15 protein-coding genes are annotated in these 16,899 nt (G+C 55.4%); 7 read left to right on the forward strand and 8 right to left on the reverse strand.

The annotated features are described in order from the left end of the window. Positions 1-200 precede the first annotated feature (200 nt). Positions 201-2,024: a ribosome-dependent GTPase TypA gene (gene typA / locus ACMVME_RS21015; RefSeq protein ID WP_014172248.1), complete on the forward strand. Its 1,824-nt coding sequence runs from the start codon at positions 201-203 to the stop codon at positions 2,022-2,024. Between the two features lie 83 nt (positions 2,025-2,107). On the opposite strand, the gene ompL is transcribed toward typA, so the two are convergent. From ompL to yihU, 7 genes are all read right to left on the reverse strand, one after another. After that, a complete protein-coding gene (gene ompL / locus ACMVME_RS21020; RefSeq protein WP_020883984.1) occupies positions 2,108-2,794 on the reverse strand; it encodes a porin OmpL in 687 nt (228 codons plus the stop codon). Between the two features lie 74 nt (positions 2,795-2,868). Further along, on the reverse strand, positions 2,869-4,293 hold the full coding sequence (locus ACMVME_RS21025) for an MFS transporter (protein WP_414743493.1): 1,425 nt from the start codon (positions 4,291-4,293) through the stop codon (positions 2,869-2,871). 43 nt (positions 4,294-4,336) lie between these two features. Continuing rightward, positions 4,337-5,719 (reverse strand): MFS transporter, encoded by a 1,383-nt coding sequence (locus ACMVME_RS21030; RefSeq protein ID WP_014172245.1) that lies wholly within the window; start codon positions 5,717-5,719, stop codon positions 4,337-4,339. A 45-nt stretch (positions 5,720-5,764) separates the two neighbouring features. Beyond that, positions 5,765-7,789, reverse strand: coding sequence for an alpha-glucosidase (locus ACMVME_RS21035; RefSeq protein ID WP_068795452.1), 2,025 nt, complete (start codon positions 7,787-7,789; stop codon positions 5,765-5,767). Between the two features lie 16 nt (positions 7,790-7,805). Continuing rightward, on the reverse strand, positions 7,806-9,047 hold the full coding sequence (gene yihS, locus ACMVME_RS21040) for a sulfoquinovose isomerase (protein ID WP_014172243.1): 1,242 nt from the start codon (positions 9,045-9,047) through the stop codon (positions 7,806-7,808). A gap of 14 nt (positions 9,048-9,061) precedes the next feature. Further along, complete coding sequence (gene yihT / locus ACMVME_RS21045) at positions 9,062-9,937, reverse strand: sulfofructosephosphate aldolase (protein ID WP_025202734.1); 876 nt, start codon at positions 9,935-9,937, stop codon at positions 9,062-9,064. A gap of 17 nt (positions 9,938-9,954) precedes the next feature. Further along, entirely contained in the window at positions 9,955-10,845 is an 891-nt protein-coding gene (gene yihU, locus ACMVME_RS21050) for a sulfolactaldehyde 3-reductase (protein ID WP_068795451.1), read from the reverse strand. A gap of 155 nt (positions 10,846-11,000) precedes the next feature. On the opposite strand from yihU, the gene ACMVME_RS21055 reads away from it, so the two are divergent. The 6 genes from ACMVME_RS21055 (at position 11,001) to fabY (ending at position 15,749) form a co-directional block, all read left to right on the forward strand. Next, positions 11,001-11,897, forward strand: coding sequence for a sugar kinase (locus tag ACMVME_RS21055; RefSeq protein ID WP_068795450.1), 897 nt, complete (start codon positions 11,001-11,003; stop codon positions 11,895-11,897). Positions 11,898-11,931: 34 nt separating this feature from the next. Beyond that, positions 11,932-12,732, forward strand: coding sequence for a DeoR/GlpR family DNA-binding transcription regulator (locus ACMVME_RS21060; RefSeq protein WP_020883978.1), 801 nt, complete (start codon positions 11,932-11,934; stop codon positions 12,730-12,732). A 122-nt stretch (positions 12,733-12,854) separates the two neighbouring features. Further along, a complete protein-coding gene (gene yihX / locus ACMVME_RS21065; RefSeq protein ID WP_014172238.1) occupies positions 12,855-13,454 on the forward strand; it encodes a glucose-1-phosphatase in 600 nt (199 codons plus the stop codon). Further along, positions 13,448-14,329 (forward strand): virulence factor BrkB family protein, encoded by an 882-nt coding sequence (locus tag ACMVME_RS21070; protein WP_014172237.1) that lies wholly within the window; start codon positions 13,448-13,450, stop codon positions 14,327-14,329. Before yihX ends, ACMVME_RS21070 begins: the two co-directional genes overlap by 7 nt. Continuing rightward, positions 14,326-14,763 carry a D-aminoacyl-tRNA deacylase gene (dtd, locus tag ACMVME_RS21075; RefSeq protein WP_014172236.1) on the forward strand — a complete coding sequence of 146 codons (438 nt, stop codon included), beginning with the start codon at positions 14,326-14,328 and terminating at the stop codon, positions 14,761-14,763. The genes ACMVME_RS21070 and dtd overlap by 4 nt, the downstream gene beginning before the upstream one ends. Before the next feature lie 44 nt (positions 14,764-14,807). Next, positions 14,808-15,749: a fatty acid biosynthesis protein FabY gene (gene fabY / locus ACMVME_RS21080; RefSeq protein ID WP_020883976.1), complete on the forward strand. Its 942-nt coding sequence runs from the start codon at positions 14,808-14,810 to the stop codon at positions 15,747-15,749. A 28-nt stretch (positions 15,750-15,777) separates the two neighbouring features. On the opposite strand, the gene ACMVME_RS21085 is transcribed toward fabY, so the two are convergent. After that, complete coding sequence (locus ACMVME_RS21085) at positions 15,778-16,692, reverse strand: alpha/beta hydrolase (RefSeq protein WP_014172234.1); 915 nt, start codon at positions 16,690-16,692, stop codon at positions 15,778-15,780. Between the last annotated feature and the right edge of the window lie 207 nt (positions 16,693-16,899).

A 16,899-nucleotide genomic window follows, 5' to 3' on the forward strand; every position in this document is an offset into this window, starting at 1 on the left:
TGCACCAGTATAGTGCTTCAGTGTGAACACTGAGCACCATATTGGTGCAATTTTCGTTAAAGTGCCCTTTTTACGCTCCGTGAAAGCGATCACAAAGCATCTCTGCAATACTTGTTTGCGGGGGATGTTTGTGATCCTGTTTTGTAGTGCGATTAATCCGTGTACAATAACGCGCTATTTCTAATGCCTGAGGCAAAGTTGTGATCGAAAATTTGCGTAACATCGCCATCATCGCGCACGTCGACCATGGTAAAACCACCCTGGTTGATAAGCTGCTGCAGCAGTCCGGTACGTTTGATGCTCGTGCCGAAACTCAAGAGCGTGTGATGGACTCCAACGATTTGGAGAAAGAGCGTGGGATTACTATCCTCGCGAAAAACACCGCTATCAAATGGAATGACTACCGTATCAACATCGTTGATACCCCAGGGCACGCCGACTTCGGTGGTGAAGTTGAGCGCGTGATGTCCATGGTGGATTCCGTGCTGCTGGTGGTTGACGCATTTGACGGCCCAATGCCGCAAACGCGCTTCGTGACCAAAAAAGCATTTGCCCATGGCCTGAAACCTATTGTTGTTATCAACAAGGTTGACCGTCCGGGCGCGCGTCCTGACTGGGTTGTTGATCAGGTGTTCGACCTGTTCGTTAACCTCGACGCGACCGACGAGCAGCTGGACTTCCCTATCATTTACGCTTCGGCGCTGAATGGTATCGCGGGTCTGGATCACGAAAATATGGCGGAAGACATGACTCCGCTGTATCAGGCGATTGTTGATCACGTACCGGCTCCGGATGTTGATCTTGATGGTCCGCTGCAGATGCAGATCTCCCAGCTGGACTACAACAACTACGTTGGCGTTATCGGTATCGGCCGCATCAAACGCGGTAAAGTGAAGCCGAACCAGCAGGTTACTATCATCGATAGCGAAGGCAAAACCCGTAACGGTAAAGTGGGCAAAGTGCTGACTCACCTGGGTCTGGAGCGTATCGACAGCGAACTGGCTGAAGCGGGCGACATCATCGCGATTACCGGTCTGGGCGAGCTGAACATCTCTGACACCATCTGCGACCCGCAGAATGTGGAAGCGCTGCCAGCCCTGTCCGTTGATGAACCAACGGTAACCATGTTCTTCAACGTCAACACCTCTCCGTTCTGTGGCAAAGAAGGTAAATTCGTTACCTCTCGTCAGATCCTTGACCGCCTGAACAAAGAACTGGTGCACAACGTTGCGCTGCGCGTTGAAGAAACTCAGGATGCTGACGCATTCCGCGTTTCTGGTCGTGGTGAGCTGCACCTGTCTGTTCTGATCGAAAACATGCGTCGTGAAGGTTTCGAAATGGCGGTTTCCCGTCCGAAAGTTATCTTCCGCGAAATCGACGGCCGTAAACAAGAGCCGTTCGAGAACGTAACGCTGGACGTTGAAGAGCAGCATCAGGGTTCTGTTATGCAGGCTCTGGGTGAGCGTAAAGGCGACCTGAAAAACATGAATCCAGATGGCAAAGGCCGCGTACGTCTCGACTACGTGATCCCAAGCCGTGGTCTGATCGGTTTCCGTTCAGAGTTCATGACCATGACGTCCGGTACCGGTCTGCTGTACTCCACCTTCAGCCACTACGACGACGTGCGTCCGGGTGAAGTTGGCCAGCGTAACAACGGCGTTCTGATCTCCAACGGTCAGGGTAAAGCGGTTGCGTTTGCGCTGTTCGGTCTGCAGGATCGCGGTAAGCTGTTCCTGGGTCACGGTGCTGAAGTTTATGAAGGCCAGATCATCGGTATTCACAGTCGTTCTAACGACCTGACTGTAAACTGCCTGACCGGTAAGAAACTGACCAACATGCGTGCGTCCGGTACTGACGAAGCAACGGTTCTGGTTCCACCGATCAAGATGACCCTGGAGCAAGCTCTGGAGTTCATCGATGACGACGAACTGGTAGAAGTGACCCCACTGTCTATCCGTATCCGTAAACGTCACCTGACCGAGAACGATCGTAAACGTGCAATGCGCGGTGCGAAAGAAGAGTAATACGGTCAATCCGTAGGCCGGGTAAGCGCATGCGCCACCCGGCACGTAAAAAGCCGCTGAGCGATCAGCGGCTTTTTTTATTATCAGAACGAATACCTTAACCCCAGGCGGATACGGTACTGCTCGCGGTTGTAATCATTCCATCTGTCCAGCCACTGGAGCTCGAGATAGGGCAGCCAGTTTTTATCGATTTTATAGCTAAATTTGTGGGTGATTTCCCAGTGATGGTCTTTGCCATTTTTGCTGTGGTAATCGTTCACGCGCTGGAAAAAATGCGGTTCAAAGGTATAGAAAAACGCATCCGTGACCTTGAAATTCCAGTAGTTAGCGAATTCGTGAGTGTCGTTTTTATCCATCTGGCCGTTGTAGTCCGGCGTATCGTAATTGTTGTGGTTATAGCGATAGCGGAAGGTCAGATTAAACCAGTCGAGAAATTTATAATTGGTATCCAGATAGATAGCGCCTCCGGACCCGGCGCTGCTGTCATTCAGTAAACCGCCAGGCTGAAAGGTGAGTTTATCGGTCGGTTTAAAAAGCGGATACCACCCTTCAATTTCGTTATAGCTGTGCTTAAGCTCGTCCCATTTTCCCACGTTATAGGCGTTAGTGAACATCAGCCCCGCGCCCTTATCGAAGTTATAGCCAGCACGCAGGATCACTTCGTGCAGTTCAGAGGCCGTATTATAGGCTTCGCGCGTTTCGACATAGGCGCCGGCAACTGCCGAGCAGGACACAGACGACACAACCAGTGCAGTAACGATTCTTTTCATAATCAGTCCATGTATGAGGTACAGAAAGGCCACCCTCCTGTTACACAGGAAGGGAATCAGGGCCGGATTTATTGTTATAAAGTGACTGCTGACGCTTTATTGTTGGTGGTTAACTCAGGGGGTTTTGCGGGTTGTTTTTTCCGTTTTCCAATCTCCTCAATAATAAAGGCGAAGCGTGCTTCGTTGAGTTTATAAAAGAGTCCCATGGTTATCGCGGCAACGATCGCCAGGCCGCACGGCCAGAGAAAAATTAGCTGACGGAGCCCCAGTAGCGTGCCCGCACTCTGCACGGCGTGTGGAATGTAGCCAATCTGCGTCAACATAATGCCCGGCAGGAAACCGGCGAGGGCGGCGGAGATTTTGCGCGAGAAGGTATAACCGGTATAAACCGATCCTTCGGCGCGAATGCCTGTTTTCCACTCGCCATAATCCACGGTATCGGGCACCAGCGCCCAGTTGAGGCTGTTTACGAATGCCGTACCGAAAAAGGCCATGCAGGAAAAGAGCACAAAGAGCAGGGAGCTGGTTCCCCAGAGGAAGTTCATCACGTCGCCCACGGCCCACAGCGTCAGCCCGCCAAGGTAGACCGGCTTCTTGCCGAAGCGCTTAACCGCGCCAGGCACCAGAAACACGCCAACCAGAATGCAGCCCATACTGAAAAAACCCATCCACGACAGCAGATGCAGATCGTTTAGCACGTACTGGGTGTAGTAGACCTGAATCGCCAGTTTGATATTAAACGCGGCGAGGGTGCAGAGGTTGGCGATACACAACACCAGCAACGGCGGGTTGCGGAAAATGGCACAGAAGGATTTCAGGATGCCAGGCTTATGATGATCGGGCGTGACCTCCACATAGCGCTCTTTCACACCGCTGTAGCACCACCACATGCAGAACAGACCGCCGGTGACGAACACCAGTGCGGCCACCAGATAGCCGAGGGAGGGCTGGCTGACAAACAGCGCCTGGAGTGGCATAAACCCTACGGTGCAGAGCAATAACCCAACCGTTGCGCCGCCCTGGCGCCAGGCCGCAAGCTGCGCCCGCTCGTTCGGATTTTTAGTGATGGCGGGAACCATCGCGCCGTAAGAGCAGTTCATCAGGCTATAACAGAGGCCAAACATCATGAAGAGCAGGGTGGCGATAGCGGTTTTCACCGTCAGGCTAAAATCGGTGGCCACAAACTGCGCCGTGGCCACCAGGGCAACCGGCACCGCGGCATAAAGAATAAACGGCCTGAATTTGCCTCTGGCACCGATGTTACGCCGCGAATCCAGCAACACACCGGTCAGCATGTCGGTGAATGCGGTAAAGAACTTCGCCACCAGGAAAATAATGCCGCCATAAAAAGCGGGCATGCCCAGTTCATCAGTATAAAACTTCAGCAGATACAGCGTGCCAATACAGAGCATCAGGTTAGAGCCAAAATCGCCCATCCCGTAGGCGCACTTTTCGCGCAGGCTCAGCTTCAGGGTTAACGGATCACTCTTGTGTGTCATGGTCGATCCTCACAGCGCCCCGCAGGGCGCTCTCTCAAGTCAGTTATGCTGTACGTTTGCGCAGTTCAATTTCTTCCACGATGCGCACATACATCTTCTCGTTGAGGTTGTAGAAACAGCCCATCGCCACGATGGTGATGATGGCCAGCAGACTGGGGTAGATAAATATCAGCTGCCGCAGCCCTTCAACCGTTCCGGCGGATTGCACCACGTTTGGCACATAGCCGATTTGCGTGAGCATGATGCCGGGGAAGAAGCCGGCCAGCGCCTGTGAGACCTTCCGGAAGAAGGTAAAGCCGGTATAGACCGTCCCTTCGGATCGCACGCCGGTACGCCACTCGCCGTACTCCACGGTATCGGACACCAGCGCCCAGTTGAGGCTGTTCACGAAGGCTGAGCCGAAGAAGGCCAGACAGGAGAACGCCACAAAGCTCACCGAACCACCGCCAAAGAAGTAGTTGAGCAGGTCGCCTGCCACCCAAATCAGCAGCCCGCTGATATAGACCTTTTTCTTGCCGAAGCGACGCACCGCGCCGGGCATCATAAAGACGCCGATAAAAATGCAGCCCATGCTGAAAAAGCCCATGTAGGACAACAGAATAGGGTCGTTCAGCACGTACTGCGTGTAATAAACCTGAATGGCGAGCTTAACGTTGAAGGCCCCCAGCGTGCACAGGTTGGCGATGCAGAGAATAAACAGCGGTCGGTTACCGGCGATGGCGCGAAACGACTGCAGCAGGCCGGGCTTCTGGGCTGGATTGGCGGGCTGCATTTCAACGTAACGCTCGGTCACGCCCTTATAGCACCACCACATAAAGAACAGTCCGAACAGCGAGAAGAGGGTCGCGGCAAAGATATACCCAAGCTGGTCATTGCCTTCAATCAGGTTCATTACCGGCACAAACCCGACGGTACAGAGCAGCAGGCCAAGCGTGGCGCCGCCCTGACGCCAGGCGGCCAGCGAAGCGCGCTCGTCCGGGTTTTTGGTAATGGCCGGCACCATCGCACCGTAGGAGCAGTTCATCATGCTGAAGAACAGGCCGTAAAGCATGAACAGCACGGTCGCCATCACCGTTTTGCCGGTGATTTCAAACGGCGTGCCGACAAAGTTTGCGATGGCCAGTAACGTCACCGGGAACGCCGCATACAGCACGAACGGGCGGAATTTGCCCTTAGGACCGATCTTGCGTCGGGAATCGAGCATGATACCCGTGCCCATATCGGTGAAGGCGGTGAAGAACTTGGCAATCAGGAAGATGATCCCGCCGTAGGTGCCAGGCAGGCCAAGAACGTCGGTGTAGAACTTCAGCAGATACAACGTGCCGATATCCAGAAGGATGTTAGAGCCGAGATCGCCCATCCCGTAGGCGAGTTTCTCTTTAAACGGCAGGCGTAGCGTTGCCGGATCGGAAGCGTGTTGACGCATTATTGTTCTCCATCTGCCCGCAGGTTTCCCTGCGGGCGAGCCTTATCAGATATGACGTAAGGTGCTAAACAGGTCTGCCCATTCGCTTTGCTGACGATAAAACACCGGCGGTTTGCCGAGCGGAGCGTCAACGGTGATGTCACCGCCCTCATGCGTTTCACCCGTCCAGGCATTCACCCAGGTGTCCTCAGGCAAATAGAGCGTCCAGTCACGACGGCCTTCTTCATGGACCGGTGCCACCAGCAGATCGCGGCCAAACAGATACTGGTATTTCAGCGTGTAGCTGCGCGCATCGTTTTCGTAATGCAGGAACAGCGGACGCATCACCGGCAGGCCGCTTTTCGCGTTCTGCGCAACGGCGGCTTTGATGTAGGGCTTCAGGGTAGTGAAGACGGTCGTCATACGCGCAAAGTGGGCGATGGTTTCGCCGTCGCCATCAAACTGCCAGTTATCGCCAGGGCGGTTGCCCTCGTGGGTACGCATCATCGGTGTGAAGGCGCTGAAGTCGCACCAGCGCAGCAGCAGCTCTTTGCTGCGTTTCATCTCAAACAGCGTGGTATAACCGCCGATGTCGCTGTGATGCAGCCCGTGCCCGGTCATTGCCAGTGAGAGTGCCGCAGGAACCACTGACGCCAGACCGTCGTCCAGGCTCCAGTCGACGTTCTGATCGCCGGCCCACATCATCACCGAGTGTTTCTGGCTGCCGGTATAACCCGCGCGCATAAAGAACAGGATCTCGCCGAGCTTGCCGGTCTCTTCCAGCGCCTCGTAGTTACATTTCGCCCATAGCGCAGGCCAGGCGTTGTGCATGATTTCCGCGCTCACGCCGTTGTGCAGGAAGGTATCAGTCGGCAAATATTCACCAAAATCAGCCATCCAGCCGCCACAGCCCAGCGCTATCAGGTTCTTTTTGATGACCTCTTTGTACCAGTCGTAGGCTTCCGGATTCGTCAGGTCGATAACGCCCGCGTAGAACTCGCCGAACTCGACGTGATAGTCCTGCCCGTCGGCGTTTTTGGTCAGATAACCGCGTTTCGCCGCCTCTTCACAGAGGTCTCTGTCGCTGGCCACGTAAGGGTTGATATAGGAGAGGAACTGCACGCCCTCCTGCTTCCACTGCGGGATACGTGTATCCAGCTGCGGATACAGATCGCTGTTCCACTTCCAGTTCCACATCACGCGTTTGCCAAAGGAGGTCATCCGGATGCCGGACCAGTCCTGCGCCCAGATACCGTTCACCTTCACACCGCCGTTGCGCATGGTGTCGAGCTTTTGCTGGCACACGTCGGTGCCGCCCTGAACGCCCAGCGTTACCCCGTCGTAAACCCAGTCCGGCAGTTCGGGCTGACGGCCCAGTAACCCGGTCAGTTTTTCCAGCAGATCGACATACGTTTGCGCACATTCGAAGCGCAGCGTGGCGTTATCTTCCCAGAAGGCCAGCTCGTGGAACCCCGGCGCGCTGAAGTCGAAATTCATATAACAGCTGTTATCCACGTGGCAGTAGTACTTCTGGGTGCTCACAAAGGTGGGTTGCGGGAAGAAGGTCCAGTAGTAATCGCCGCCCGCGTTCTCTTTGCAGTCTGCCTGCCAGGTGACGTAGGTCTGCTTATTACGGCCCACGCCCTGCTCGCTGGTCCACAACGGGAACGGCTTGCCGCGCAGGTCGAAGTAGGAGAACTGCTCTCCGCAACCATAGATATGATCCTCGGGCTGGGCCGCCAGCCGCAGCCAGATGCGGTTATGGCTGGTGGCATCATTTTTGAGTTTCAGCTCCAGGCGTCCTTCGGCATCCATACCCACCAGTAGCGTGGCGCTGACGGCGTCACCCCGGGTAAAGCGAATCGCCCAGCCCGCATTTTGCGGCGCGACGGTGGCCTCGGTCAGGGCAATTTTTTCGTTGAGTTTGTCTTTGATGCTGAAGTTGCCGCGAAACATCTCGATATCGGCTTCACCCGCACCGATCCACAGGCACGGGGTGTCGGCGGTGTGGGACAGAATCAGACGATCCTGCCAGCTCAGGGTGAAACCATGTTCACTGCTTTTAAGAATAATATTGTGTAGGGTACGCATAAGATCTCCGTTTTTATTATTTGGCCTGGCTATCCAGTAATCCGGCGGCAACGGCCGGGGCTAACCCTGGCGCCAGCGGTAAGCGAGGGATCACCAGGCAATGCAGCAGATGATAAATATCCTGCTTGCCGTCCCAGACTTTGGTGGTCACTTCGTTATGGATATCCAGCTCCTGCCACCATGAACCGTTCTCGTAGTCGATCAGGTATTTGATGCAGTAATCCCACCATTTCTGATACCAGGCTTCGTACTGCGCCTCGCCGGTGACGGTATAGAGCGCATAGGCCGTTCCCATCGCTTCGACAATCGGCCAGCGCACGCGCTCGCGAACGATGGGTTTACCGTCCCAGCCAACGGAATAGACAAAACCGTCGGCACCATCGGGTGCCCAGGCGTCGCGGATTGTGGCGTGGAACAACCCTTTTGCATCTTCCAGCAGCCATGCGGGGGGTGTTTCAAAACGCGCTTCCAGCGCAGCGCGCAGGTGCAGCATCAGGCGGCCCCACTCGATCCAGTGGCCTGGCGTACCGCCGTAGGCGCGAAAACGGTGAGCGGGGTTATCAATGTTGTAATCGCGGATGGGGTTCCACTGTGTATCGAAATGCTCATTAACCCGGTACTCGCCCTTGCGTGCCACGTCGTGAATGATCACCGAGGCAATGCGCAGGGCGCGGTCGAGCCATTTACGGTCATGCGTCACGTCATACACAATCAGGAAGGCTTCGACAGCGTGCATATTGGCGTTGCCGCCACGGTACTCTTCGGTTTTGCTGAAGGCCTCATCCCAGGATTCCAGGCACATCTGTTCCTGTTCGCTCCAGAAATAACGCTCAATCACCTCAATGGCATCGTCCAGTAACTTGCGAGCCTGTGGATGGCCGGTGGTGACGGCGCTGGCTGCGCCCAGCAAAACAAAGAAGTGCTGATAGCCCTGCTTGGAGGCATCCATAACGCCTTCATCGTTAATACAGGCGTACCAGCCGCCATATTGCGGGTCACGCAGCGGACCATTCAGGGCGTTGATGCCATGCTCCACCAGGGCATATGCGCCGGGACGTCCCATGTTTGCCGCCACGGCATAAACGTGCAGCATACGGGCGGTGATCCACAGATGCGTGCCCATATCGCTGCGCACCTGACCGTTATTGCCCAGCCAGCCAAAACCGGTCGGCACGGCGGCGTTTTTACCGAAATCGAGAATGCGGTCAGTCTCTTGTTCAAGCCAGCGGTTATGGCTTAGGGTGTTAAACCATTTCATGTTCGGGTCCTTTCTTAACGGCGAGCCATCATTTCGTCGACGATCTCACCCAAACGCTGCAGTTTCGGCACAGAAATATCACGGAGCATCAGTTCCGTGTCCGGCAGGCCAATCACTGATGACCAGACGGCGCGGCCGGCTAAAAAGCCGGATGCGCCCGCCTGCATCGCAACACTCACCGCCCTTGGGAACAACTTATCGTCCACGCCGGATGAGAGGATCACCCACGGCATGGCGATGTTCTCGTTCAGTTTTTGCGAGGCAGTCAGCAATTCCTGCTGAGAGCCTTTGCCGAACAGGGGCATCTCCACTTTGTAAAGGTCAGCTCCGCTGTCTCCCAGCTCTTTTGCCGCGTCGATAATGGCCTGTTCACGATTAAACGTCGCGCCGCGACGCGGCGGGCGGACTACCGGCTCAATAATGCTAAGTAGTCCATTGTCATGGCACAGCTGATTGAACGCTTTCACCATCTCCAGACGCTGCTGCGGATCTTCGTCGCTACGCCACAGCACCAGTAGCTTCAGCGCTTTGCCGCCATCGCGCCTGACCGCCTGGGCATCAACGTTTTTATCGATGACGACGCTGTCAACGGGGATCCCGTTCCCCGGAATAAATTCGTCTGCTGCCACAATCATCGCGCAGCTTTTGGCAACGGCCTGTTGCTCAACGATCTGCTGGTAGCAAAACTGCTGATCGACAAGAATGGCGGAGGCATACGGCGACAGAATTTTGGCCGCGTTGACCTTAAAGTCGGTGAGATGCCGATCGGTGACCGGTACCGGTGCGCCAGCCGCAGCAAACATCAGGCGCATCGCTTCGCGCTGGTCAACGGCCAGCATCGCAAAACCGCCGGAAGGTCGGGTGATATCTTTCAGGGTGTACATCGTCATTCCTCAGTCCTTTCGTATCAGTGTGTTTTTTTCAGCCCGGCGGATGCGCGAACCTGTTCAAGAATGGCTGTCCAGTCTTCGCGCCCGCGTCCGGCGGCCCGCGCCTGGTTGTAGACTTCACGGGAGGCGGCGCCCAGCGGCATCGGGACGTGGAGCTGGTTTGCCACGTCCAGCGCGATCCCCAGATCTTTATGCGCGAGGTCGATCATAAAGGCCGGTGTAAGATCGCCTTTGAGCACCTTGTTAGGCCATGAGGTGGTGAAGTGGCCTTTGCCTGCTGGCGTACCGCTCATAACGCTGAGCGCCACATCGAAAGAGAGGCCGAGGGCTTCACACAGCACGGCGGCTTCAGCGGACAGCGCGTTCAGGGCAATGCTCATGTAGTTGTTAATAAGCTTCACGCGGATGCCCATGCCTGGCCCACCTGCGTTTATCAGTTCATTGCCCATCGCCATTAACACCGGCGTGGCACGTTCAACCTGCTGCGCGGTGCCGCCAGCCAGAAGGAGTAATGTTCCGGCGACGGCATGGTCCGATGTGCGTCCGACAGGCACATCCATCATGCTGAAACCACGTTCAGCCATGTCGTGGATCAGGGCATCGGTCTGTAGCGGGTGAATGGTGGACATATCAATGACCAGCGCTTCGCGGGATAACCCTTCGCAGACGCCCTGCTCACCAAACAAGACTGTGCGAACCAGGTCTCCGTTTGGCAGCATGGTGATGACAAATTCGGCTTCCTTTACTGCCTGTGCAGGCGTGGCTGCAGCCCGGGCTCCACGCGCCACCAGAGCCTGTATCGCCTGCGGGTTTACATCAAAAACGTGAAGCTGGTGGCCCTGTTTAAGCAGATTCGTTGCCATGGGCGCACCCATCTGTCCTAACCCGATAAAGGCAATTGCTGACATGCTTCTCTCCTGTCACATCGTGTCAATTATTGAGCGTTTGTGTTGTCTGTTTTTGATCGTATTTGTAATTTATAGTCAAAAAATTGACAGGGGTCACTTTTTAAACATTTCGTGAAATTAAAATGAGAGCATCAGAAAACGCAGAAGGAATCACCATGACTCGCATCGTTTGTGTCGGCATTACCGTGCTGGATCGCATCTGGTATCTCGATGATTTACCGAAAGAAGGTGGAAAATATGTCGCAAAAGACTATACGGAGGTGGGCGGCGGTCCTGCGGCGACTGCGGCGGTGGCGGCAGCGAAACTGGGGGCTGAGGTGGACTTTATTGGCCGGGTGGGTGATGACGATACCGGCAGAAGACTGCTCGCGGAGCTGGAGTCCCTGGGGGTAAACACGCGCTATACGCGGATGGTGAAAGGAGCCCGTTCATCGCAATCGGCCGTGCTGGTGGATGGCCACGGGGAGCGTGTTATTGCTAACTACCCCAGCCCCGATCTCCCGGCTACGGCGGCATGGTTGCAGGATATCGATTTTTCGCAATGGAATATCGTATTAGCCGACGTGCGCTGGCACGAAGGGGCTAAACAGGCGTTCACCCTTGCCCGCCAGCAGGGCGTCAGCACGCTGCTTGATGCCGATGTCACCCCGCAGGACATTGCTGAACTGGTCGCCTTAAGCGATCACGCGGCCTTCTCCGCGCCGGGTTTGCGGCGTTTAAGCCAGCTGGACGATACGGAAAACGCGCTGAGAAAAGCACAAACGCTCACAAATGGACATGTCTACGTCACGCAAGGGCGTGAAGGGTGTTACTGGCTGGAGCAGGGCGCGCTTCGTCATCAGCCGGGATTTGCGGTCGACGTGGTGGATACCACAGGTGCAGGGGATGTCTTTCACGGCGCGCTGGCGGTGAGTCTGGCGCAGCAGGGGGCGTCACCAGACGCGGTACGTTTCGCGAGCGCGGTTGCGGCACTGAAATGTACCCGGCCCGGCGGACGGGCGGGTATACCTGACTGTGATCAAACCCGCTCTTTTTTGTCACTTTTTGTATAAAATGCGGGGCGTGATGGTTTTCAGAGGACAGCCCATGAGCCTTACCGAACTGACCGGCAACCCGCGGCACGATCAACTGCTTACGTTGATTGCTGACCGCGGCTATATGAACATTGATGAACTGGCGCAACTGCTGGACGTCTCAACGCAAACCGTGCGCCGGGATATCCGCAAGCTGAGTGAGCAGGGGCTGATCACGCGTCATCATGGCGGCGCGGGCAGGGCATCCAGCGTGGTGAACACCGCATTTGAGCAACGTGAAGTCTCCTTGACCGAAGAGAAGCGGGCCATTGCCGAAGCGATTGCCGACTACATTCCCGATGGTTCAACCATCTTCATTACTATCGGGACGACGGTGGAGCACGTTGCCCGGGCGCTGCTCAACCATAATCATCTGCGCATCATCACCAACAGCCTGCGGGTGGCGCATATTCTGTATAAGAACCCGCGCTTTGAAGTGATGGTGCCCGGCGGTACGCTGCGTCCGCATAACGGAGGCATTATCGGGCCTGCGGCGACGGCGTTCGTGTCAGGCTTCCGTGCCGATTACCTGGTGACCAGCGTCGGAGCAATTGAACACGACGGTGCGATGATGGAGTTTGACGTTAATGAAGCCAGCGTGGTGAAAACCATGATGGCCCACGCGCGACATATTTTACTGGCGGCCGATCATACGAAATACCACGCCTCTGCTGCCGTTGAAATTGGTAACGTGTCGCAGGCAACCGCGCTCTTCACCGATGAGCTACCGGGATCTGCGCTGCAAAATCATCTCAAATCCAGCAAGGTTGAAGTCGTTGAGGTGAATTCAGGCGACGAACAGCAGGCAGGCTAACCCTTCTTAATGGCCCGATATTCAGGCTCGGGCCTTTCCTTTCTGTAAGCTGAATCTGGCGCATAGCCAAACCTTATCTTTCCCGCTACAGTTACTTTTCCACGGCGAGCAGGAGATAAAAAATGCTTTATATCTTTGACTTAGGAAATGTAATCGTCGATATCGATTTTAATCGGGTGCTGGGCGCATGGAGCGACTTTAGCCGTGTCCCGCTGGCGACGTTAAAGCAGAGTTTCGCCATGGGCGAGACATTCCATCAGCACGAGCGCGGCGAAATTAGCGATGAAGAATTTGCTGAACGTCTGTGTCATGAAATGGATGTGCCGTTAAGTTACGAGCAGTTTTCCCATGGCTGGCAGGCAGTATTCGTCGCGATCCGCCCGGACGTGATCGCCATTATGCATAAACTCCGCGAGCAGGGGCATCGGGTTGTGGTGCTGTCGAATACTAACCGTCTGCATACCACGTTCTGGCCTGACGAGTATCCTGAGGTGCAGGCGGCGGCCGATAAAATCTACCTCTCCCAGGAGATGGGGATGCGTAAACCCGAAGCGCGTATCTATCAGGCGGTTCTGCAGGCGGAAGGATTCACCGCGGCCGATGCGGTCTTTTTCGACGACAATGCCGATAATATAGAGGGAGCTAACCAGTTGGGTATCACGTCAATTCTGGTGACCGGAAAGGAGACGATACCAAACTATTTTGCGAAGCAGTTATGCTAAAAACCGTTCATCAAAAAGCCACGCATCATACTCGTCCGCTCAGGGCGTGGCTGAAACTGCTCTGGCATCGCATTGATGAGGACAACATGACCACGCTGGCGGGTAACCTCGCCTACGTGTCACTGCTCTCGCTTGTGCCGCTGGTGGCCGTCATTTTTGCGCTATTTTCCGCTTTTCCAATGTTTGCAGATGTCAGCCTGCAGCTTCGCCACTTTGTCTTTGCGAATTTTATTCCCGCCACCGGGGACGTCATACAGAACTACATTGAACAGTTTGTCGCTAACTCCAGCAAAATGACGGCGGTTGGGGCGTGTGGCCTGATCGTCACGGCGCTGTTATTGATGTACGCCATAGATAACGCGCTGAATGCCATCTGGCGGAGTAAAAAGGCGCGGCCCAAGGTTTATTCCTTTGCGGTGTACTGGATGATCTTAACGCTGGGGCCCTTGCTGGCCGGAGCGAGTCTGGCTATCAGTTCGTATCTGCTTTCGCTGCGCTGGGCCAGCGATCTCAACGGCGTTATCGATAACCTGTTGCGTATCTTCCCGCTGATTTTATCGTGGCTCTCTTTCTGGCTGCTTTACAGCGTGGTACCGACCACGCGCGTGCCTAACCGCGATGCGGTCGTGGGCGCGCTGGTCGCGGCATTGCTCTTTGAACTGGGCAAAAAAGGGTTTGCCCTTTACATCACCATGTTCCCGTCTTATCAGCTGATTTACGGCGTGCTGGCGGTGATCCCCATTTTATTTGTCTGGGTCTACTGGACCTGGTGTATCGTCTTGCTTGGTGCCGAAATAACTGTCACTCTCGGCGTATACCGCGAACTTAAAAAAGCAGCAGAAGCTGAAAAACAACAAGAAGCAGACCAACCATGATTGCATTGATACAGCGCGTAACCCGTGCCAGCGTCACCGTGGAGGGAGAGGTGACGGGTGAAATTGGCCCAGGACTTTTAGTGTTGTTAGGTGTCGAAAAGGATGATGACGAACAGAAAGCCAACCGCTTGTGCGAGCGCGTGCTGGGCTACCGCATTTTCAGCGATGCGGATGGTAAGATGAACCTGAACGTTCAGCAGGCGGGTGGCAGCGTGCTGGTGGTCTCCCAGTTTACGCTGGCGGCCGATACCGAGCGCGGCATGCGCCCGGGTTTCTCTAAAGGTGCCGCACCGGATCGTGCAGAAGCCCTTTACGAGTACTTTGTGGCGCGTTGTCGTCAACAGGACATGAATACGCAAACCGGACGATTCGCTGCAGATATGCAGGTATCGCTGGTGAACGATGGCCCCGTCACATTCTGGCTCCAGGTATGAGCCAACTGGCGGCGTGGCCGCGGGTAACAAGAGAGAGTACAGCTATGTATCACCTTCGAGTACCGCAAACGGAAGAAGAGTTAGAAGCCTATTACCAGTTCCGCTGGGAAATGTTACGCAAGCCATTACATCAGCCAAAAGGGTCTGAGCGCGACGCCTGGGATGCGATGGCCCACCACCAGATGGTGATGGACGAAGAGGGTAACCTCGTCGCCGTCGGGCGTTTGTACATCAATGCCGATAACGAAGCTTCAATCCGCTTTATGGCGGTTCATCCTTCCGTGCAGGATAAAGGCCTCGGCACCTTGATGGCGATGACCCTTGAGTCCGTCGCCCGTCAGGAAGGGGTTAAACGCGTCACCTGTAGCGCCCGCGAAGACGCCGTCGAATTCTTCGCCAAACTTGGTTTTGTTAACCAGGGTGAAATCACCGCCCCGCAAACCACGCCGATTCGTCACTTTTTGATGATCAAACCCATCGCTACGCTGGATGATATTCTCCATCGCGCCGACTGGTGTGGGCAGCTCCAGCAGGCCTGGTATCAGCACATTCCCCTGAGTGAAAAAATGGGCGTGCGTATTCAGCAGTACACCGGGCAAAAATTCATTACCACCATGCCGGAAATCGGCAATCAGAACCCCCATCACACCCTGTTTGCCGGCAGCCTGTTTTCACTCGCCACGCTGACCGGCTGGGGGCTTATCTGGCTGATGCTCCGCGAACGCCATCTTGGCGGCACCATTATTCTGGCCGATGCCCATATACGTTACAGCGCGCCGATCAGTGGTAAGCCGAGCGCCGTTGCCGATCTTGGCGCACTTGGTGGCGATCTCGACCGCCTGGCGCGCGGGCGTAAAGCGCGCGTACAGATGCGCGTTGAGCTGTTCGGCGATGAAACGCCGGGTGCCGTCTTTGAAGGTACCTACATCGTTCTTCCTGCGAAGCCGTTTGGCGCGTTTGAAGAGGGTGGAAACGAAGAAGAGTAGGCTCCGGCGTCCCGGCATGATTGCCGGGCTAATTCCCCGCGCCGATCCGTCTGGCAATATCCCTCAGAAGATCGCGCGCAGACGGGCTGACCCCGCCAAGCTGGAAAAATCCATGGATAACCCCCAGCCACCGCTGAGCCGTACACGTGACGCCTTGCTCAGTCAGGCGCTGATATAGCGCTTCACCTTCGTCGCAAAGCGGATCAAACTCGGCAGTAATGATGTGCACGGGAGGCAGGCCGCTAAAATCCTTTCGCCAGAGCGGGCTCGCTTCAGGATGCTGGCGTTCCGTGTTGGCCAGATAGAGCTCATATCCGCTCAGCAGCGTATCGCGGGTGATGACGTAATCCGCGCCGTTACGGGTATAACTTTCAAAAGAGGCCGTGGCATCCAGCATCGGGTAGATAAGAATGAGCTGCGCAGGCTGCCAGAGTCCGGAAGACGTGAGCCGCAGGGCCGTCACCAGTGCCAGATGGCCTCCTGCGCTGTCCCCGCACAGGGTGATACGGTTTTTATCCACGCCAAACATATCCGCGTATTGCCAGACCAGATGTGCGCCTCTTTCTGCATCATCATGGGCGGCAGGGTAGGTATGTTCAGGAGCAAGTCTGTACTGGATCGCAATGACGCGGCAGTTGCCATAAAACGCTAACTGGCGCAGTTGATTATCGTGAGTATCGAAGCCGCCGCTTATGAAGCATCCCCCGTGGTAGTAGATAACGGTCGGCAGCTTTTCAGCAGCATCTGGCGGAGAGAAGACGCGATATGTGATGCCTTCGAGGCTCAGCGTTTCTACGTCAACGCGCGTTTCTGTCTCACCGGCAAGCGCCGTGCTGGCAATATAGCCTGCTCTCCGGTCATCAATACTTTGGCTACGCGCAGAAGGGCGTCCTGCTGCGATGAACGCCTGAACCAGCGTATCAATCCCTTTTTCGAGTGCCATGTGGGTCCCTTTAATCTGTATGAATATACAGTGTTATAACTCAGTTTGTTGTCGAGTTAAACAGGGAAAATGAGGCTGAAAACGATTCTGGAAAGCGGCTCGTAAAAGTAAACATGGATGTTAAATTTGGCTTTAGTCCTGAATAACGCACGTGTAGTTTGCCTGCACAGTGATGCTGGAAGATATGCGAGAGGAAGGCGAGGATGT

Source organism: Enterobacter cloacae complex sp. 2024EL-00711, assembly GCF_047529885.1.
GTDB classification, from domain to species: Bacteria; Pseudomonadota; Gammaproteobacteria; order Enterobacterales; family Enterobacteriaceae; genus Enterobacter; species Enterobacter ludwigii.